Here is a 19,764-nt window from a genome sequence, read left to right on the forward strand (position 1 = left end):
CATCAAAGCTACAACATGAGCAAAGCCTGAACTGATGTGACGATCGTCAGCGTGCACACGAGATCGCCCCGACTACGATGACGGCACACGCAACGCCAGACTCGGCAACAACAACGCCAACAAATATCACCTGCTACCCGCAGGCCAAGGGGATTCCATGTCTGCCACTGCCTCTACCCCCGGCTGGCTCACAGGGCTCGACCGCATGACCGAAGGGCTGGGACGCTGCGTGTCCTGGCTGGTCGTCATCATGATGCTGGTCGAATTCGCCATCGTGATGCTGCGCTACGCCTTCAACATCAACAGCATTCCGATGCAGGAATCCGTGATGTACATGCACGCGACCGTCTTCCTGCTCGCCGCCAGCTACACGCTCAAGCATGACAACCATGTCCGCGTGGATATCTTCTACCAGCGCATGTCCCATCGCGGGAAGTCGTGGATCGACCTCGGCGGCACCCTGTTCCTGCTGTTCCCGGTGATGATCTTCATCCTGCTCTCGAGCCTGGGTTATGTCGGCGACTCGTGGAGCATCAAGGAAGCCTCCCCCGAATCCGGTGGCCTGCCTGGCGTCTATCTGCTCAAGAGCCTGATCCCCGCGGTCGCCATCCTGATGATGCTGCAAGGTGTCGCTGAAGCAGGTCGCCACCTCCTGTTCCTGTGCGGGCGGCTGCCGTCGCCGCATGCGAGCGATGACACCCCTGATCACGATGAGGAGCTGGTGTAATGCTCGAGATCATGCCGCTGCTGCTGTTCGTGTGTATCTGTGTCGTTCTCATGCTGGGCTATCCGGTGGCGCTGTCGCTTGCCGGTACCGCGCTGGCCTTCGCCGGGCTGGGCATGGGGCTGGACGCGCTGGGCATTACCCAGGGCGTATTCGATGCCAGCTTCCTGTCGGCGATGCCCAATCGCCTCTACGGCACCATGACCAATCAGACGTTGCTGGCCGTGCCATTGTTCGTGTTGATGGGCGTGCTGCTGGAAAAATCGAAGGTCGCCGAGACGCTGCTCGACGCCATGGCGTTGATGTTCGGCTCACTGCGTGGCGGCCTGGGCATCTCCGTGACCATCGTCGGCATGTTGCTGGCCGCCTCCACCGGCATCGTCGGCGCGACCGTCGTGACCATGGGCCTGCTGTCACTGCCCACCATGCTCAAGCGTGGCTATGACCCGTCGCTCGCCACTGGCGCCATCTGTGCCACTGGCACCCTGGGACAGATCATTCCGCCGTCCATCGCACTCGTTCTGCTGGGCGACGTGCTGTCTTCCGCCTATCAGCAGGCGCAATTGTCGATGGGCATCTGGAGCCCGAAGACCGTCTCGGTGGGCGACCTGTTCATCGGCGCCCTGGTGCCGGGCCTGATTCTGGTGGTCGCCTATATCGTCTACATCGCCATCATCGCCTGGCTCAAGCCCGAGAAGGCGCCGGCCGTGGACCGTGACGCGCTGATGAAGGAACTGGGCCACACCGGTGGCATCGGCTGGCTGCTCCTCAAGGGACTGGTGCCGCCGATCGTGCTGATCGTCTGCGTACTGGGCTCGATTCTCGGCGGACTGGCCACGCCGACAGAAGCCTCTGCCGTGGGTGCCTTCGGCGCGCTGATGCTGGCCGTCGCCAACCGCAAGCTGAGCTTCAAGACGCTGACGGAAGTCGTGCGCTCCACCACCAACGTCACCACGATGGTCTTCCTGATCCTGATCGGTGCGGCGCTGTTCTCGCTGGTGTTCCGTGGTTTCGGCGGCGAAGAGGTCGTCACCGAGATCTTCGAGAACATGCCCGGAGGGGTCATCGGTGCCACCCTGGTGGTGATGCTGGTGATCTTCCTGCTCGGCTTCATCCTCGACTTCATCGAGATCACCTTCGTGGTGGTGCCGATCGTCGGCCCGGTGCTGCTGGCCATGGGCCTCGACCCGATCTGGCTGGGCATCATGATCGCCATCAACCTGCAGACCTCCTTCCTGACGCCGCCCTTCGGTTTCGCGCTGTTCTATCTGCGCGGCGTCGCGCCCAAGGAAGTCAGCACCAAGCAGATCTACAAGGGCGTCATTCCGTTCATCCTGATCCAGCTGTGCATGCTGGGGGCACTGGCCGCCTTCCCGGGCCTGGCCACCTGGCTGCCGGCCCAGTTCTAGGCCACGACTGACGAGACAGTACAAGAACAGAACACGGACAGAACAAATACAGAGCAGCAACTGAATTGGCGGGGCTCGCCCCGCCAGCTGATGGGAGAGCCGCCAGTCGGCTCATGCAGATGCACGGGAGCCGTTCGCGGCCCACCTCTTGCCCAGCGCCAGTCCCTGACCGGTGCACAACAACAATCGGGCACTTCAAGGAGCATGCCATGCAACTCAACAAACTCGCCTTCGGCATCGCCGTCGGCACCATGACCGCCATGGGCACCCTACCGGCCATCGCCAATGCCGCGGATACCTACACCTGGAAGATGGTCACCTCGTGGCCGAAGAACTTCCCGGGCGTAGGCCAGGGTCCCGAGCGCCTCGCGCGCCTCGTCGATGAGATGTCTGATGGACGCCTCAAGATCAAGGTCTACGGCGCCGGACAGCTGGTGCCGGGCTTCGAGGTGCTCGATACCGTCTCTTCCGGTACGGCGCAGATCGGCCACTCGGCCTCCTACTACTGGAAAGGCAAGGCGCCGGAAGCCCAGTTCTTCGCCGCCGTCCCCTTCGGCATGACCGCACAGGAAATGAACGCCTGGCTGCATTACGGCGGGGGGCTGGAGCTCTGGAACGAGGTCTATGACAAGTTCGGTGTCGAAGTCATGGCCGGTGGTGCCTCGGGCGTGCAGATGGGCGGCTGGTTCAACAAGGAGATCAACTCGGTTGCCGATCTCGACGGCCTGAAGATGCGCATGCCGGGACTGGGTGGCGATGTCATGCAGCAGATGGGCGTGGCGACCGTCAGCATGCCGGGCGGCGAGATCTTCACCTCGCTGCAGTCCGGCGCCATCGATGCCACCGAGTGGATCGGGCCGTACAACGACCTGGCCTTCGGTCTCTATCAGGCCGCCAAGTACTACTACTATCCGGGCTGGCACGAGCCGACCGTCACCTTCGAGGCCATCGTCAATGACGACGCCATGGCCGAGCTGCCCAAGGACCTGCAGGCCATCCTGCGCTCCGCGGTACGTGACGTGAACCAGGACATGCTCGACGAGTACACCGCGCGCAACAACGATGCCCTCGAGACACTGCTCAACGAGCACAAGGTCGAGCTGCGTCGCTATCCGCAGGACGTGCTCGACAAGGCACGTGAACTGTCAGGCGAAGTGGTCAAGAAGCTTGGCGACTCCAATGAGCTGGCAGGCCGCATCTACGAGTCCTACACCACCTTCGAAGGCAAGGTCGAGAAGTGGCACGAAGTCTCCGAACAGGCCTTCCTGAACGCCCGTAATCCGGAAGGCATTCAGTAACGAGTCCCAGCTTTACCTGCGCCGCTCTCCCGCGCGAGACGGCGCAGGCCTGTCATCCAATGCTTGCAGCCGCTCCCTCGGGAGCGGCTTTTTTGGGTCTACGCGATCAGCTCTCGAGCAGGAAGGTCACCGGCCCGTCATTGAGCAGCGAGACCTGCATGTTGGCCCCGAAGCGTCCGGTCTCGATTCCCACGCCAAGCTCCTCCCCGCGTTCACGCGCCTTGTCGACCAGATACGCGAACAGCCGCTCGCCTTCCGCCGGCGGCGCTGCCGAGGAGAAACTGGGACGCATGCCACTGCCGGTGTCCGCCGCCAGCGTGAACTGCGAGACCAGCAGCAGACTGCCACCCGCCTGCTGGACGTTGAGATTCATCTTGTCGTTCTCGTCGCCAAAGACACGGTAGTGCAACAGCTTGTGCAGCAGCTTGTCGACGCGCGCCTCATCATCGCCCTTCTCGACCCCCACCAGCACCAGCAGACCGCCCGCGATGGCGCCGACCGTCTCGTTCTCCACCACGACCTGTGCCTGGGTGACGCGCTGGATCAATGCTCGCATGCCACTTGCTCCTTCAAGAGATGAATGATGATGAGCAGGAGCATACCAGACGCGAACGCCCCGCAGACCGAGTCTGCGGGGCGTTCGTGATGCGCATGTCCAACGAGCCGTATCGGTGGCTAGCTGGCCAGGCCGGGCAGGAAGAGCGCGATCTGCGGGAACAGCATCAGCAGCACCGTCGCCAGCAACAGCAGGGCAATGAAGGGTGGCGTGCCACGGATGACCTCCATGTAAGGCTTCCGGAACACCGCCACCGCCGTGAAGATGTCACAGCCGAAGGGTGGCGTCGCCGAACCGATCGCCGCCTGCAGGGTGACGAGGGTACCGACCAGCACCGGGTCCAGTCCGGCGGCATCGACGGCCGGGGCAAATACCGGCGCCAGAATCAGGATCACCACGATGGGATCGACGAACATGCAACCGACAAAATAGGCCACCGCGATCACCGCCAGCAGCGCCAGGGCGTGTTCTGACAGGTACGGGATGTACCCGCCGAGAATGGCATCCGGAATCTTGGCGAACGAGATCATCCACGAGAAGCCGGCGCCCGCCGCCACCAGAATGAAGACCACCGCGGTGATCAGACCGGTGGAGAAGGCCACGCCGGGCAGGTCCTTGAGCGTGACGCCACGGTAGATGAGCATCTCGAGAATCAGCGCATAGATCACCGAGACCGTGGCGGCCTCCGTCGGCGAGAACATTCCCGAGTAGATGCCGCCGATGATGATCACCGGGAAGCCGGCGGGCAGACTGGCGCGCTTCAATGCCTTGAGGCGCGCAGGCCAGTCCGCCTTGGGCTGCGGCGCGATGCCCAGCTTCCACGACTTCCACATGCAGTAGAGCGAGAACAGCACCAGGATCATCAGCCCCGGACCGATACCGGCGATGAACAGATCCCCCACCGAGGTGCCGGTCGCGACACCGTAGATGATCATGCCGATGGACGGCGGAATCAGCAGCGCGATGTCAGAGGCATTGATGATCAACGCGATGGTGAACTTGTCGCTGTAGCCGGCTTCCAGCAGCCGCGGGCGCAGCGGGCGCCCCATCGCCACCACCGTGGCCTGGGTGGAGCCGGACACCGCACCGAACAGGGTACAGCCCAGCGCGGTGGTCACCGGCAGGCCGCCACGCCAGTGACCGACGAAACGCTCGACCACATCCAGCAGACGCTGGGCGGTGGAGCCCTTGAGCATGATATCGGCCGCCAGAATGAACATGGGGACCGCCGTCAGTACCACCGGTTGCAGGCCACCGATCATCTGCTGGATCACCAGCTCTGGCTTGAGAAAAGGGAAATCGCTGAACAACAAGAAAAAGGTGCCGACACTCAATGGCACCATCATGGGTACCCCAAGCAACAGCAGCCCCACCATCACGAGCAGAATCCACATCGCAGCTTCCGTCCCTGGGTCAATGTAGTGTGATCAATCACGAGCCCTGCAACACGCATCAGCCAAGGCATCTCTTGCCTTCACTCCCGCGCTACAGGCTCGCATCCGAAGTGGAAGAGACGTGTTAGAGCGCACCGCTGCCGTCGACTTCCTCGTTCTCGTCTATCTCCGCCGTACGCCACGACAGCCAGGCACCTTGTGCCAGCAGATTGCGCAGAATCGCCATCAGATACTGGAGGGCGCCCAGCGCCAGCCCCAGCGGGACCACGGCATAGAGTGCCGCCAGCGACCAGCGCAACGACGGCGTGACACGCCCTGACCTGGCCAGGCTCTGCAGATAATCCACCGCCAGCCAGGACAGGTAGGCCAGCAGCGCACAGGTGATGATCTGGCCGGCGATCAACAGCACCTTGCGCAACCACGGCGGCATGAAGTCCAGCAGTGCCGTCACGCGGATATGGCGTCCGGCGCGCGCGCCGTAGCTGATGCCGAGAAAGGTCAGCCACAGCTGCAGGATCTGCATCAGCTCTTCGGTGAACGGCAGGCTGTAGTTGAAGACGTTGCGCCCGATCACATTGGCGATACTGGCCGTCGCCATGCCCAGCACGCACAGCGCGATCAGCCAGCGTTCGACGTGTGCCAGGCCCTGATCACCGCGTTCGAATATCGCCGCCAGGCGGCGCAGCGGTGCAGGCAGATGTGCGAGGGGATCCTGAGCGTCTTGCGCCTCGGCCGGGGTGGGCCGGGTCTCATCAGCGGGGGGAGACTTGGAGGGGGGCGAATTCATGAAGCGGCTTCCTGTTGATGTGGCTTCCTGCCAGGCAGGCTTTCTGTCAGGCGACGCACGCACAGCGATTTGCGCCACGCCGTCTGCATTTGCCAGTACGATCCATTGAAATTTTCCGAGACACCGCCGTGATTTTCACTTTGGTGAGTCATGATCTAGCTTTATTGACGGTACCCTTTATTAGCGACACTACGAACCAGCACGCGGCCTACCTCTACCGAGCCATCTGGCAGGGCATGCCACCGACCCGGAGCAGGGGTCATCGAGTACCAGAATCTCATGCGGACAGGCTCAGCCTATTCATAATAAATTCTAATCACACTATCCGATTTGGTAATTTTTTTATTATATTAAGAATGGCAATATTATCTAAATGATGCAAGTTGCACGCCGGGTTCGCCCCATACCACCCGGCGCTGATGGAAATCACTCAAGGAGAACAAGATGACGATGCAATGGAACCCGTCACCCGAGCAGAATCGCGAGACGCCCAGAACTCCTGTTCACCTTTCTCGTCTTGCCGCGCTCCTCAAGGGAGGCGCCCTCACGGCCGGCCTCGGCATGGCGGCACTGGCCTCCGCGGGCGTACAGGCTGACACCTGGCGTTTCGCGCTGGAGGAAGTCTCCGGCAGCGTGCAGGATGCCTACGCTCAGGAATTCAAGAAACGCATCGAAGAGGCCTCCGGCGGTGACATCGATGTCGAGATCTACCCCTACGGCGCGCTGGGTACCTCCTCACAGCTCACCGAACTGGTGCAGAGCGATGCCATCCAGCTGACCTTTGCGTCACCGGGTCACCTGGCCTCGGTGATTCCTGAATCAGGCGTCTTCACGCTGCACTTCCTGTTCTCCGACGACAACGCCGTCAATGAAGAGGTGCTCGGCAACTCCAAGGCCATCGACATGCTGTCCGAGGCCTACACCGAGCAGAACCTTCAGCTGCTGGGCGTGATTCCGGAAGGCTGGATGGTCTGGACCGGCAACCGTGACATCGAGACGCCTGAGGACATGAAAGGCTTCAAGATTCGCACCATGACGTCACCGATTCTGGTGGAGAGCTATCGCGCCTATGGCGCCAACCCGACGCCGCTGCCGTATTCGGAGGTCTATTCCGGCCTGCAGCTGGGGCAGATAGACGGCCAGGTGAACCCGGTGTTCGCCATTCAGGAAATGAGCTTCTATGAAGTTCAGGACTACATGATCCAGGCCAAGCAGGCGCAGTTCATCACCACGCTGGTGGCCTCCAGCGATTTCTATTCCGGTCTGGATGACGAGCAGCAGCAGATGCTCGACAAGGTCACCAACGAGATGCGCCCGTATATCTTCGAGAAGCAGGAGGAGTACAACGCGGACCGTCTCGAGAAGATCAAGCAGGACAGCGACATCAAGATCATCACGCTGAACGACGAGCAGCGTGAAGCCTTCCGTCCGGTCGGCGAGAAAGGCTGGGAGGTCTTCCGGGAGCAGGCCGGCGAGCGTGGCAGCAAGATCCTCGACACGCTGCAGGCTGACATCAAGGCGGCAGAAGCCAAGTAAGCCGCAGCATTGGCCAGCGAGTTGCCGCGGGAGACCTTCCTGACGGCAACGATGGCCGTGTCAGATGACAAGACGCCCCTGCCGGGTAACCGGCAGGGGCGTCTTGATGAGGCAGGGCTCGCCATGGGCGCGAGTCGCCCGGAAGTTCAGAGGCTGACGGCTAACGCCCCAGCAGTTGTGAACGAAAATCGTCGCGCGCGGGGGAGTCGCCAAGCCAGATCGCGAACACCCCGTTGGCCAATGCCAGCGAAGCGCTCTCGAAGAGCAAGGTATCGTTGAGCGCCAGCGTCAGCCGTCCCTTGCCACCCTCCTCTGCCTGCCACTCCAGCGCATAGCGATCTCCCGGCGACACGTCCCGATAGGCTGCATTGAAGCGCGACAGCTCCGCCTCGATCGCCGCGAAATTCGCTTCGGAAAGATTCTGGCGCACGCCCCTGGTGGTCGCCTTGGCGAAGTCAGCCGCCTCGATGGCATGGAAATACTCCAGCACCAGACGTCGCGAGACATCGCTGAGTGGTGCAGGCCGCGGTCGCCGGGCATCCTGATAATAGCCACCGACGTAGGCGTCCCATACCAGATAGGTAAACAGCCCGGTACCGATCAGCTCAAGCGGCTGGCCGCCTTGCGTCTCGGCCTGCTCCGCGAAGGTCACTCCCTTTATCTCGGCGGCAAACGCCCAGGAGGGAAGCATGGCAAGCACTCCAGCCATCAGGCTGGTGCGCAACCATCGAGACGAGAAAGCCCTTGGCGAGGGCAGGCGAATCCGGGAGCGGGACATGGCATCGACTCTTCAAGGAAGTGACAGGGAGGCGTTCCTCTCACGCGCGAGGGGTCAGCTCAGGCTCTCGCGACGCACGGTCTCACCAGAGTGCGTGAAAGTGGTGCACGGGGCCACGCCCCTTGCCGACATTCAGCTGATCCGAGGCACGCAGCGCTCCCAGCAGCCATTCCCGCGATTCCTCCACGGCCCTCGTCAGTGACAGCCCCTGCGCCAGGCGCGCCGTGATCGCCGAGGACATCGAGCAACCGGTGCCGTGCAGGTTGTCGGTCTCGATCCGTGGCGCGCACAGCCATTGCTCACCGGCATCACTGACCAGCAGGTCATCGCAGGCCTGGCCCTCCAGTGCGCCCCCCTTGATCAGGACAGCATTGGCACCGCGTGCGCGCAACTCACGCGCGACCTGAGGCATGTCCTCCCGCCCGATCAGACGACGCTCGCCCAGCAGCACCGCCGCTTCATGCAGATTGGGCGTGATGATGTCCGCCAATGGCACCAGATGCTCTGCCACCGCCTGGATGGCCGCGTCATTGACCAGCGCATCGCCGCTCTTGGCCACCAGCACCGGGTCGAGCACGATCCAGCGCGGGCGACGCTGACGGAGCCTGTCCGCCAGCAGCTCCACGACAGCCGGGTCCGCGACCATGCCGATCTTGATGGCGATGATATCGAGATCATCCAGCACGGCATCCAGCTGTGCTCCGATGAAGGCGCACGACACCGGCTCGACGCTGCGCACGCCACAGGTATTCTGGGCGGTCAGTGCCGTGATCACGCTGGCTCCATACGCCCCCAGCGCGGAGAATGTCTTGAGATCCGCCTGAATGCCGGCCCCGCCCGATGGGTCTGAGCCGGCAATCGTCAGGACGCACGGAATATGCATGCACGAGACTCCCGGAAAATGACATGAATTTGCCAACAGCATACCCGAGCGGCGAGGGGAAGAAAGCCACCCAGCTGCTTCACCCTCGGCTCGGCCCCTGCGGTTCAGGAAAATCGCGGCATGGATGACGTGGTCGCCCTGCTGTCGCTGGGCCTGATAGCACTGGCCAGCGCCACGCTGCTGCCGGGCGGGTCGGAAGCCGCATTGGCGGGGCTGTGGTGCGAGGGGGTCGCCCCATGGGCGCTATGGCTTGTCGCAACGCTTGGCAACACGCTGGGCAGCCTGATCAATGTCGCCCTGGGACGCGGCGCACGGCGTCTGCGGACTCGTCGCTGGTTCCCGGTCTCGCGGCGAGCGCTGGCGCGCGGCACGCTGTGGTATCGCCGCATCGGTGCCTGGAGCCTGCTGCTCAGCTGGGCACCCGTGATCGGTGACCCCTTGACGGTGCTGGCAGGCGTCTTCCGCCTGCCCTGGTGGAAGAGCGTGCTGTTGATTCTGGTCGCCAAAGGCGGCCGCTACGCCCTGCTGCTGGTGATCGCGGACCACTGGCTGACCCCCTGGTGTACGTGAATCACCCGTCAGGCCACGCGCGCGCAGGCCGCCCATGCACGAGCCACAGGAGCCACAGGAGCGTGCTATGCTGACAGCTGCTATGCTGCACTGCACAATTCGTGTTCGCTTTCATTGCCACAAGCCGATCACCTGCCAATCAGGTAGCCGAGGCCGTGCAGGCCATCAGCGTGGCGCTACCGGAAAGGAGAAGGTTTCATGCGTGATACATCCTGCGACTTCTGCGCTGACGCGCTCAATATTCTGGTCCTGCAAGGCGGCGGTGCCCTTGGCGCCTACCAGATCGGCGTGTTCGAGGCACTGGCAGAGGCCGGCATCCAGCCCGATTGGGTCGTCGGGACCTCCGTCGGTGCCATCAATGGCGCACTGATCGCGGGCAATCCGGATGGCGAGCGCCTCAAGGCCCTCGAAGCGTTCTGGTATGGCATCGCGCAACCGGCCAACAGCCTCGGGCCGGCCTTCCACCCTTGGGAGCGCAGCGTCGCGCGCTCCTCCGCCATGCTGTGGGGTATCCCGGGCTTCTTCCGTCCGCGCCCCCTGTGGACAGTTCCCATCTGGCAGAGCTTCTTCGGCGAACCGCCCAGTCTCTACGACACCGAACCGCTGGGAGACACCCTCAATCGCCTGGTGGACTTCGAGCGCCTCGACGCCCGTCACCCGGAGAACGTGCGGCTATCGGTCGGGGCGGTCAATATCGGCAGCGGCGCATTGCGTTACTTCGATTCGTCACAAGAGGCGCTGGATCACCGCCACATACTGGCCAGTGGTGCCCTGCCGCCGGCATTCCCGCCGGTGTGGATCGACGGTCAGGCCTACTGGGATGGCGGCCTCTACTCCAACACGCCGATCAGCTGGGTGCTGTCGGAGCGCGCGCACAGCGAGACGATCGTCAACTGCTACGTCATCGACCTGTGGAGCGCCTACGGGAAGGTGCCGGAAACCTTGCAGGAAGCCCAGCTACGCGAAAAGGACATCCAGTACTCCAGCCGCGCCGGTGAGCATCTGCATCTGATGGAAGAGAATCAGGCACTGCGCATGGGCCTGGAGCACCTGGCCGACCTGCTGCCGGAAGACCTGCGCCAGTCTCAGGAAATACACGACATCCTGGCCATGACCCAGCAACCGTCCATCAATGTCGTGCGCCTGCTGGCGGCGGCTCGCCCCGACGAGACCTCACTCAAGGATATCGATTTCTCGCGTGCGACCATCGATTCACGTCGTCGCAGCGGCTATGGGGACATGCATGAGGTGCTGAACCGCTGCGAGCAGTTCGATCCCCTGCCGCGCAACATCGGGGTCATCGTCCGCAACTTCACCCGCAACTCGCGGGGTGAGCTGATCAGCCTGTCAGCCCCGGATGTCCCCCCGACGGAGAGCGAAGAGGAGGATGAGGGTCTGCCGAGCCAGGCCAGCGGCCGCTGAGGCAGCGGCCTCACTCATGTGCCAGCGCCGCGCCGAGCCGCAGGCACTCGTCACGCGTCAGCTCTCGCCAGTCCCCCACCGCAAGCCCGGCGACACTCAGCCCCGCCACCGACTCGCGATGCAGCCACACCACGCGATTGCCCAGAGTGCGCCACAGTCGCTTGACGTGATGGTGGCGACCTTCGTGCAGCGTCAGGCGCGCCTCGTCCGCGGCCAGAAACTCGAGCCGCGCGGGCAGCGTCGGCCGAGCGTCATTGGCGAGCAGGACGCCCTGTGCCACCCGCGAGATCGCCTCGGCCTGCGCCGCCTCCGACAGCGGTTGCTCCAGCCCCATGCGGTAGCGCTTGGCGGGCCCATCCAGTCCGGCATCGCTGATGCGTGACGAGACATCACCGTCATTGGTCAGCAGCAAGGCACCGGTCGTGGCGCGATCCAGTCGTCCGACGTGATGGATTTCCTCGAGCCAGCCGTCATCCTCTCCACGTGATTCAAGCGAATCGCGCAGCACATCGATGACGGTGGGATGTTCGGGGTCATGACAGGCCGTCACGACCCCGGCAGGCTTGTTGAGCAGCACATGGCGTGGACGACGTGGCGCCTGCAGGCGTATCTCGCCTGGCGTCGCGTCATTGTCCGCCAGCGTATCGGCTGTCAGCGCGATGGCATCAAAGGGACCGACCTCGTGCAGCGGATCGCGGACCGTCTGGCCATTGATCCGCACACGCCCCGCCGCCAGCGCATGCAACGCCAGGCGGCGATTGAGCTGCGGCTGGCGCGTCAGCCAGCGATCCAGCCGCATGCCTCAGTCCGCCGCCTTGAGCTGGGCTTCCATCTCTTCCAGCGCTTCCTGCGCCTCGAACCATTCGGCTTCGGCGTCCTCGAGACGTCCCTTGATCTCGCCCTGACTGGCCAGCAGCCGGGTCAGTTCGCTCTTGCGGTCCGCCTCATAGAGCGTGGCATCGCCCAGCGCTTCCTCGACCTTGTCCAGCTCCCCCTGCGCCTTGCTCATCTTCTGCTCGGCCTTGTCGCTGAGCTTCTTGAGCGGGCGCAGCTTCTCGCGCAGCTCGGCGGCCTGACGACGGGCTTCCTTGCGGTCCGGCGTGCGCGTGCCCTCGCTGCCAGCCTCGGCATCCTTCTGGGCGCGCGCCTCACGCCGCTCGCCCTCGACCCGCGCCTTGAGCCAGGCACGATAGTCGTCGAGATCGCCATCGAAGGGCGTCACGCGGCCATCGGCGATGCACCAGAATTCATCCACGCAGGCGCGCAGCAGGTGGCGGTCGTGGGAGACCAGAATCACGGTGCCCTCGAAGGTCGCCAGCGCATCGGTGAGCGCCTCGCGCATGTCGAGATCCAGGTGGTTGGTCGGCTCATCCAGCAGCAGCAGATTGGGCTTCTGCCACGCGATCAGCGACAGCGCCAGGCGTGCCTTCTCGCCACCGGAGAACGATTCCACCGAAGCGTACACTTCATCCCCATGGAAGCCGAAGCTGCCGAGGAAGGTGCGGATCTCCAGATCCCCGGCCCCCGGCGAGAGACGCAGCACATGATTGAAGGGAGTCGAGGTCAGGTCGAGCCCATCGACCTGGTGCTGGGCGAAGTAGCCGATGGCCAGATGCTCGCCGGCGGTGCGCTGGCCTTCGACCAGAGCCAGTTCACCGGTGAGCGCCTTGATCAGGGTCGACTTGCCCGCGCCGTTGGGGCCGAGCAGGCCGATGCGCTGGCCCGGCAGCAGCGAGAAGCGCACCCCGGACAGCTGCGGCGGCTGACCGGGATAGCCGATCACCGCACGGTCCAGTCCCAGCAGCGGATGGGAGATCTTGTCGGAGCAGGGAATCGTGAAGTGGAACGGCGAATCGGCCTTCACCGCCGCCGTCTCCTCCATGCGCTCCAGCATCTTCAGGCGACTCTGGGCCTGGCGTGCCTTGGTGGCCTTGGCCTTGAAGCGACGCACGAAGTCCTCGATCTCGGCGCGACGCGCCATGGTCTTCTCGTGCTCGGCCTGCTCACGCACCAGGCGCTCGGAACGCGTTCGCTCGAAGCGGCTGTAGTTGCCCTTGTAGACCACCAGCTTGCGACGATCGAAGTGGATGATGTGATCACACACCGCATCGAGGAAGTCACGGTCGTGGGAGATCAGCAGCAGCGCACCGGGGTAGCGTGCCAGCCATTGTTCCAGCCACAGCAGCGCATCGAGATCCAGGTGGTTGGTCGGCTCATCCAGCAGCAGCAGGTCAGACGGCGTGAAGAGGGTGCGCGCCAGATTGGCCCGCATCCGCCAGCCCCCCGAGAAGGCCGCCAGCGGCTGACTGAGCTGGGCCTGGCGGAAACCGAGCCCGACCAGCAGCTGCTCGGCACGCGCACGCGCGGTGTAGCCATCGAGGGTGTCGAAGTGAGCGTGCAGCTCGGCCTGACGCTGATGCTCGCCGCTTTCTTCGGCGGCGGCCAGAGCCCGCTCCGTCTCGCGCAGTGCGTGATCCCCGTCCATAACGTAGTCGACGATCGGGCGCTCCAGAGCATCGATTTCCTGTGCCATGTGCGCGACCCGCACGCCACCGGCCAGCGAGACGCTGCCGCTGTCGGGGGTCAGCTCACCGAGAATCAGCCCGAACAGACTGGACTTGCCGGCCCCGTTGGGGCCGACGATGCCCGCCTTGTGACCGGCATGCAACGTCAGGTCCGCTTCGTCGATCAGCGGGGCTCCGCCGCGTTGCAGGGCGAGCTGGCGCAGTGCAATCATGACAACCTCGATTAGAAAATCCGGGGGCGTCGGCTCCCGCGCGCAGCATGCATGACCGCCGTGAACCACAGGCATGACCGCCATGAACCACAGGAAAGCCGACTTGATGGGCGCACATTCTACCGGATTGTGGGACTACGCGCTGTCCCTCTACGCACAGCCTGCTCCTCAGGGCCTGTCCTACGACCAGGAAGATGGCGCAGAGCCGACTGACGTGATGAGTGCCTGTCTGCTGTTGCAGGACGAGGCCGGTCTCGATGTCTGCGAGCTTCTATGGATTCACTGGCTGGCCGCACGCGGTGTGGCGCTGGGTGCCTCGCCGTGCCTGCTGCTCGGTGAGGTGCGTGACTGGCAACGCGGGATGACCGTGACACTGCGCGAGCGTCGCCGACAGCTCAAGCAGCACCTGACGGAGCCAACCGACACGCGAAGCGCGGCCACCACACGCCGGCTGGAAACGCTGTATCAGCAATTGAAGGCCTGTGAACTGTCGGCGGAGCAGGAAGCGCTGGCACGCCTGGAAGCCCTCAGCCCTCCGGCCCATGCTCCCACGCCACCGTTCATGTCATGTCATGACCCCCGACGCGCCTTCCTGCAGTCGCTGCGACAGCTTACCGGTCAGGCGTCGCTCGACGAGGACGACGACAGCATCGCACGTGCCCTGCACCTGCTGGCCACGAGCCGCGCCGGGCGAAGCTCGTCTCAACCCTAATGGCAGATGCGGAACTTGTACGCGACTGTTAGAGTCCCAGTAGCACCGGAGCATCAGCATGGTCATGCCACGCTGCGTGCCGCATATGCGTTTCGGGCCCGTCTCAGGCCCATCCCATCCTGAAGGAGTTTTCATGAAACAGCTGGTTAGTGCCGTCGCGCTCGGCGCCCTCCTGGTTACCCCGTTCAGCTTTGCCGCCGACGACAGCCTCTCTGACGACCAGGCACAGCTCAGCTACGGCATCGGTGCGACACTGGGCAAGAGCCTGTCTCAGGACATCACTGATCTTGACCTGGATGCCTTCACGCAAGCCGTGCGTGACGTCTATGCCAAGGGCGACATGAAGATGAGCGATCAGGAAATTGCCGATGCGCTCTCGAAGTTCCAGCAGAAGAAGATGGAAGAGCAGCAGCAGATGGCCGAACAGCAGGCGGCCGACAACAAGGCGGCCGGTGACAAGTTCCTCGCCGAGAACGCCAAGCAGGATGGCGTGAAGACCCTGGATTCCGGCCTGCAGTACAAGGTGCTGAAATCCGGTGACGGCGAGAGCCCGGACGCGGAAGACACCGTCAAGGTGAACTATGAAGGCAAGCTGCTGGACGGCACCGTCTTCGACAGCTCCTACCAGCGTGGCGAGCCGGTCAGCTTCAAGGTCAACCAGGTCATCAAGGGCTGGCAGGAAGCGCTGCAGGAAATGAGCGTCGGGGATACCTGGATGCTCTACATCCCGGCCGACCTCGCCTACGGCAAGGCTGGCACTGGCGGCCCGATCGGCCCGAACGAGACGCTGACCTTCAAGGTCGAGCTGCTCGACGTGACCAAGGCAGATGCCGCGAAGTAATCCCTGACGCGCGAATGCGCGCCGTCAGCCAGAAAAAAGCCGCCCTCAGGGGCGGCTTTTTCATTGTACAGGAGGCATCCCGCGACGGGTCAGGCAGCGTGAAACGGGCCTCCAGGTGAGCGATCTGCCTGTGGATAATTCTGTGGGGAAGCTATTGACCATAGGTTGACAACCGGCCGTGATACATGGCAACTCAGCGGCCGTCAGGGGTGGCGGCAAAGTGAACACTGACTCCCGAAATCGGCAATGTACGCCTTAACTTGTTGATTTTGTTGAAATACAAAAGTCTACCTTCAAAAACAGCAGGTTGCTGAAAGATGGCGGAATGATTATCCACAATTCTCGTCACAGGCTCTTGCCAACTTGTGGACAATGTGTATTTCCCTCGTGTCCGAGACGCACATGACAGCACGACAAGGAGACGTCAGGGAGCGGTCTCGCTCAGCACGCGAGTCAGGCCGGCCCGAATGCCGGCCGCGCCTGGCGTGAAGGGAATGCGATCGTAGATGCGCCCCTGCGCGGAGACGAGATACAGCGCCGCACCATGATCCACGGTATAGCCCAGCGCGGAATCCGGGGCATCGACACGCCGATGACTGACCCCGTAGCGACGCGCGATCTCGGCCAGTTCGGTATCGCTGCCCGTGACCCCGATGAAACGCGGACCAAAGTGCCCGGCATAGGTGGCAAGACGTGCTGGCGTATCACGCTCAGGGTCCAGAGAGACAAGCACCGGTACCACGCGAGCGGCCGCCGACGCCGGCAACTCGGTCAGCACCTGGCGCAGGGCCGCCAGCGTCATCGGGCAGACATCCGGACATTGGGTATAGCCGAAATAGAGCGCCACCACCGGCGTGGCATCCGGTGGTGCGGCCTCCCCCATGCTGACCTCGGCGAGCCGGAAGTCGCCCCGTGCCGATGTCAACTGGATGGGCCCGCCAAGGCTCGCCCACGCCTGCATGCCGGACACCGGCGCCGACGGTCGGTGAAGGGCCTGCCATGTCACCCCCGCGCCCACTAGTGCCACGACACCCACCACGCCCAGCATCAGCCAGCGCAGGGTCTGCCTGTTCTCCTCCTGCATGCCTGGACTCCTTGTCAGTGGTGGCCTGCCGGTCAGACGCCTCACGCCTCGCCGCGCGCTAGCTGTCTCGCCGGACGCTTCTTTCGTCAGGGGAGAACAGCTGGTTGACCGAGCTTTCGAGCTGCTCCGCCGTGGAGGCAGGCGGATGGCTGTCAAAGTCGAACCAGCTGCCCAGGCGGCCACGTTCAGTGGTCACGATCACCTGTGCTCGCCATGCCATGGTGGCACTGCTGCAGAAACCGAGCTGTCCTTCCCCCGACCAGTGCTGACGTGCCTGCGTCGGCGCATCCCGGGTGGTCAGCAGACTGCGCTTGACCCCCATGTCCATGTGGCGACCGATGAAATCGACCTCCACGCCTTCGGGTGCCACATCTTCCGTGATCACCCGGATACCCAGCGGCGTCAGCGGACTGATGTCACCATCGAGTGCGAGCGTGATACGCCCGAAGCGTCCCAGCTCGGCACTGCAGGGCGCATGGCTGAGCTCACAGGACTGGTTGGGGGCGAACCAGGTGACCTTGCCGTTGCTGCCGTCACGTACAAGGTAGTAGTCGATCAGGTAATAGAGCGATACGACGATGGTGAGCAGCGTCACCATGATCAGCAGGTTGAGCAAGGGCGGGCGGGCATTTTCTTCTTCGGCGCGATACATGGCGGTTCCGATGACAATCCGGCAGCACGCCGGAACAGGAGGAGACAGTCGCGTGGCAAACAGGTCGACAGGTTAAGACACATGAATGAATGCGCAGGTGAGCCACTCATGACAAGCTTATCAGGCCCCCCGGCGGGCGCAGCCGCCGAGACATCGTGTCACGTCGAGGCACGAGACGTTCTTGGCCACGACGCCCCATCCGCACCGTGAGCACGTCCAGGAGACAGAATGGCAAGTGTACAACAGGCGCTCGGTCCTCTCTTCCTGCTCATCGTCGCGGGCGCCTTGCTGGGCTGGAAGCGCTTCCCGGGCGAGGGGTTCTGGAGCGAGCTGGAACGCCTCATCTATTACGTGCTGTTCCCTGCCATGCTGATGTCCACCCTGGCGCGCGCTGACATGGCCAGCGTCCCGGTCATCCCTCTGGCCTGCGTGATGCTGGGCTCGATGCTGCTGTTCGCTGCCGCGCTGTGGCTGGGGTGGCGTCATGCCCCCGACTGGCTGAGCCGCCAGCTGGGCGATGCCGCGTCCTTCACCTCACTCTTCCAGGGCAGCATCCGCTTCAACAGCTACGTCGGCGTGGCCGGCGCGGCAGCGCTGCATGGCAGTGCCGGTGCGACCGTCGCGGCGGTGGCGCTGGCCCTGATGGTGCCAGCGGCCAACCTGCTGTGCGTATTGGCGTTCATCGGTGCCGGCACTCTGGGTGACGGCGGACTGCTGCGCTCACTCAAGGCGCTGACCCGCAACCCTCTGGTGCTGGCCTGCCTGGCGGGAACGGCGCTCAATCTCAGCGGCATCGGCCTGCCGGGCTGGAGCGGCGATGCGCTGACATTGCTGGGGCGCGCGGCGTTGCCACTGGGATTGGTGGCGGTAGGCGTGGCGCTGCGACCACGAGTACTGATGAACAGTGGCAGCGTGGCATGGCTGGCGAGTCTGCTGAAGCTGCTGGCGATGCCGGCATTGGTGGTGGGTCTGTGCGCCGGCGTTGGCCTGACTGGCGTGGCACGCGATGTCGCCATCCTGTTTGCCGCGCTGCCCACGGCTACCTCAGCCTACATCCTGGCGCGCCAGCTGGGTGGCAATGCCGAACTGATGGCGGCGCTGATCACCGCGCAGACGCTGCTGGCGATGCTGACCCTGCCCCTGTGGCTGGCGACCTGACGGAGGCTCCGTCGCGGCTCGCGACCTGAGGGCTCTCGGCATGAACCGCACACAAGAAAAAGGGCATCCCAAAGAGGATGCCCAAGACCGTGACTAGCTTGATGAGGAGAAACTCCGCAGCGGGGGCCTGACTCCGCCGCCGCGGATGGGCTTGCGCCCTGCGATGTCTGCCCGGACACCGCACAGACAAGATAATCATTCTCATTTGCTTTTGCAAGCCAAATGCGAAGAATTTCTATTTACGCCGCGCCTTGTGCCTCCTCGCGCGTGAACACTCTCAGTTCCGCGTGCAGCTCGACCGCCAAGGCCGTCATGGCTTCGGCTCGTGCCAGACCATCACGCTCGGCACGATACAGATGCGGGGTCATGGTCAGCAGATCCCGGATCTGCTCATTGCTGGTCAATGAAAGCCCTGCATGCAGATGCTCGACCTCCCCCTCCACCACGAAACCTGCAGCTTCGGCGGCCATCACCCCGGCCTCGCCACGCGCGGGCTTCAGCTCCCGGTAGAGAATTCTGCGCAACGCCAGCAGGTGCTCGGCTCCCGCCTCCAGCAGCACCACATGGCCCCCGGGCTTGAGCACACGAGCGAACTCCTGCCAGACGGGGAAGCCGAAGGCGCAGATCACCACATCCACACAGGCGTCTTCCAACGGCAGTGCCGCGTTGGTGCCCACCAGCCAGGCGGCATCGCGTGACTGCTTCGCTGCCGCCAGCACCGCGTGCTTGGAGATATCCAGTCCCGCCGCCGTCAGCGAGCGCCGCTGCTCATCGGCAGCGCCTGCCAGCTGACGCAGATAGAAGCCTTCCCCACAGCCGGCATCCAGCACGGCCAGCGCACTTGCCTGCCCTGCCAGCGCCAGCACTCGTCGTGCCAGCGCCGAGGCGAGAGGCTGATAGCCACCGAGGGCGAACAGCCGCTGGCGAGCGCTGACCATCGCCTTGCTGTCGCCGGGGTCCAGACTGCGCTTGCGCTGCACCGGCAGCAGATTGACGTGCCCCTGACGCGCGATATCGAAGCGATGACCATCGGCGCAGCACCAGCTCTGGCCATCTCGCATCAGCCGCTGGGCATCCAGTGGGCAGGTCAGGGTCGTCAGTGGCGTCATGGTCGGCCGGTCAGCCGGCTCAGGGGTGGGCGTCGTCATGGTCATCAGCTCTCGGGACGAGGTGGGAAGAGAAAGGCAAAAGCGGCGGGTCTCAGACGCAAGCGGCCACCCGAA

The 19,764-nt window shown here is 63.8% G+C and carries 19 protein-coding genes; 9 read left to right on the plus strand and 10 right to left on the minus strand.

The genetic code is table 11. The features are described from left to right. Positions 1-157: 157 nt before the first annotated feature. The 3 genes from OW493_RS07280 (at position 158) to OW493_RS07290 (ending at position 3,431) form a co-directional block, all read left to right on the plus strand. Positions 158-727 (plus strand): TRAP transporter small permease subunit, encoded by a 570-nt coding sequence (locus OW493_RS07280; RefSeq protein ID WP_084209503.1) that lies wholly within the window; start codon positions 158-160, stop codon positions 725-727. Next, positions 727-2,133, plus strand: a complete 1,407-nt coding sequence (locus OW493_RS07285) for a TRAP transporter large permease subunit (RefSeq protein WP_077379560.1) — start codon at positions 727-729, stop codon at positions 2,131-2,133. Before OW493_RS07280 ends, OW493_RS07285 begins: the two co-directional genes overlap by 1 nt. A gap of 251 nt (positions 2,134-2,384) precedes the next feature. Beyond that, positions 2,385-3,431 carry a TRAP transporter substrate-binding protein gene (locus tag OW493_RS07290; protein ID WP_240499768.1) on the plus strand — a complete coding sequence of 349 codons (1,047 nt, stop codon included), beginning with the start codon at positions 2,385-2,387 and terminating at the stop codon, positions 3,429-3,431. A 106-nt stretch (positions 3,432-3,537) separates the two neighbouring features. On the opposite strand, the gene dtd is transcribed toward OW493_RS07290, so the two are convergent. The 3 genes from dtd to OW493_RS07305 all read right to left on the minus strand — a co-directional run bounded on the left by dtd (position 3,538) and on the right by OW493_RS07305 (position 6,168). Further along, the gene (dtd, locus tag OW493_RS07295) at positions 3,538-3,987 is read right to left on the minus strand and encodes a D-aminoacyl-tRNA deacylase (protein WP_279855783.1); all 450 of its coding nucleotides are present in this window, start codon (positions 3,985-3,987) and stop codon (positions 3,538-3,540) included. Positions 3,988-4,106: 119 nt separating this feature from the next. After that, positions 4,107-5,381 (minus strand): TRAP transporter large permease, encoded by a 1,275-nt coding sequence (locus tag OW493_RS07300; protein WP_077379566.1) that lies wholly within the window; start codon positions 5,379-5,381, stop codon positions 4,107-4,109. A 124-nt stretch (positions 5,382-5,505) separates the two neighbouring features. Next, positions 5,506-6,168, minus strand: a complete 663-nt coding sequence (locus tag OW493_RS07305) for a TRAP transporter small permease (RefSeq protein WP_191236449.1) — start codon at positions 6,166-6,168, stop codon at positions 5,506-5,508. A 444-nt stretch (positions 6,169-6,612) separates the two neighbouring features. Here OW493_RS07305 and dctP point away from each other — a divergent pair, with 444 nt between their 5' ends. Continuing rightward, positions 6,613-7,704: a TRAP transporter substrate-binding protein DctP gene (dctP, locus tag OW493_RS07310; protein WP_217493015.1), complete on the plus strand. Its 1,092-nt coding sequence runs from the start codon at positions 6,613-6,615 to the stop codon at positions 7,702-7,704. Positions 7,705-7,864: 160 nt separating this feature from the next. On the opposite strand, the gene OW493_RS07315 is transcribed toward dctP, so the two are convergent. Further along, complete coding sequence (locus tag OW493_RS07315; protein WP_289863744.1) at positions 7,865-8,395, minus strand: chalcone isomerase family protein; 531 nt, start codon at positions 8,393-8,395, stop codon at positions 7,865-7,867. A 169-nt stretch (positions 8,396-8,564) separates the two neighbouring features. Then, entirely contained in the window at positions 8,565-9,365 is an 801-nt protein-coding gene (thiD, locus tag OW493_RS07320) for a bifunctional hydroxymethylpyrimidine kinase/phosphomethylpyrimidine kinase (protein ID WP_077379570.1), read from the minus strand. Between the two features lie 138 nt (positions 9,366-9,503). Here thiD and OW493_RS07325 point away from each other — a divergent pair, with 138 nt between their 5' ends. Together OW493_RS07325 and OW493_RS07330 are read left to right on the plus strand one after the other, a co-directional pair. Beyond that, positions 9,504-9,935 carry a YqaA family protein gene (locus OW493_RS07325; protein ID WP_077379996.1) on the plus strand — a complete coding sequence of 144 codons (432 nt, stop codon included), beginning with the start codon at positions 9,504-9,506 and terminating at the stop codon, positions 9,933-9,935. Positions 9,936-10,133: 198 nt separating this feature from the next. Continuing rightward, the gene (locus OW493_RS07330) at positions 10,134-11,357 is read left to right on the plus strand and encodes a patatin-like phospholipase family protein (protein WP_077379571.1); all 1,224 of its coding nucleotides are present in this window, start codon (positions 10,134-10,136) and stop codon (positions 11,355-11,357) included. Positions 11,358-11,367: 10 nt separating this feature from the next. Here OW493_RS07330 and OW493_RS07335 read toward each other — a convergent pair whose 3' ends face one another. Then, positions 11,368-12,156, minus strand: coding sequence for a pseudouridine synthase (locus OW493_RS07335; protein WP_271302715.1), 789 nt, complete (start codon positions 12,154-12,156; stop codon positions 11,368-11,370). A gap of 3 nt (positions 12,157-12,159) precedes the next feature. Then, positions 12,160-14,094, minus strand: coding sequence for an ATP-binding cassette domain-containing protein (locus tag OW493_RS07340; RefSeq protein ID WP_289863746.1), 1,935 nt, complete (start codon positions 14,092-14,094; stop codon positions 12,160-12,162). An 82-nt stretch (positions 14,095-14,176) separates the two neighbouring features. Between OW493_RS07340 and OW493_RS07345 the strand changes: the two genes are divergently transcribed. Both OW493_RS07345 and OW493_RS07350 read left to right on the plus strand, forming a co-directional pair. After that, positions 14,177-14,806, plus strand: a complete 630-nt coding sequence (locus OW493_RS07345) for a TIGR02444 family protein (RefSeq protein ID WP_289863747.1) — start codon at positions 14,177-14,179, stop codon at positions 14,804-14,806. A gap of 133 nt (positions 14,807-14,939) precedes the next feature. After that, positions 14,940-15,647, plus strand: coding sequence for an FKBP-type peptidyl-prolyl cis-trans isomerase (locus tag OW493_RS07350; RefSeq protein ID WP_077379579.1), 708 nt, complete (start codon positions 14,940-14,942; stop codon positions 15,645-15,647). A 424-nt stretch (positions 15,648-16,071) separates the two neighbouring features. Here the strand turns inward: OW493_RS07350 and OW493_RS07355 are convergent, their stop codons facing one another. Continuing rightward, positions 16,072-16,731, minus strand: coding sequence for an SCO family protein (locus OW493_RS07355; RefSeq protein WP_176493802.1), 660 nt, complete (start codon positions 16,729-16,731; stop codon positions 16,072-16,074). A gap of 58 nt (positions 16,732-16,789) precedes the next feature. Further along, positions 16,790-17,383, minus strand: a complete 594-nt coding sequence (locus OW493_RS07360) for a hypothetical protein (protein ID WP_077379583.1) — start codon at positions 17,381-17,383, stop codon at positions 16,790-16,792. Between the two features lie 228 nt (positions 17,384-17,611). On the opposite strand from OW493_RS07360, the gene OW493_RS07365 reads away from it, so the two are divergent. After that, positions 17,612-18,541, plus strand: a complete 930-nt coding sequence (locus OW493_RS07365; RefSeq protein WP_077379585.1) for an AEC family transporter — start codon at positions 17,612-17,614, stop codon at positions 18,539-18,541. Positions 18,542-18,780: 239 nt separating this feature from the next. Here the strand turns inward: OW493_RS07365 and OW493_RS07370 are convergent, their stop codons facing one another. Then, complete coding sequence (locus OW493_RS07370) at positions 18,781-19,689, minus strand: putative RNA methyltransferase (RefSeq protein WP_240704346.1); 909 nt, start codon at positions 19,687-19,689, stop codon at positions 18,781-18,783. Between the last annotated feature and the right edge of the window lie 75 nt (positions 19,690-19,764).

Origin of the sequence: Cobetia sp. 14N.309.X.WAT.E.A4 (assembly GCF_030397495.1) — a bacterium.
Classification (GTDB): domain Bacteria; phylum Pseudomonadota; class Gammaproteobacteria; order Pseudomonadales; family Halomonadaceae; genus Cobetia; species Cobetia marina.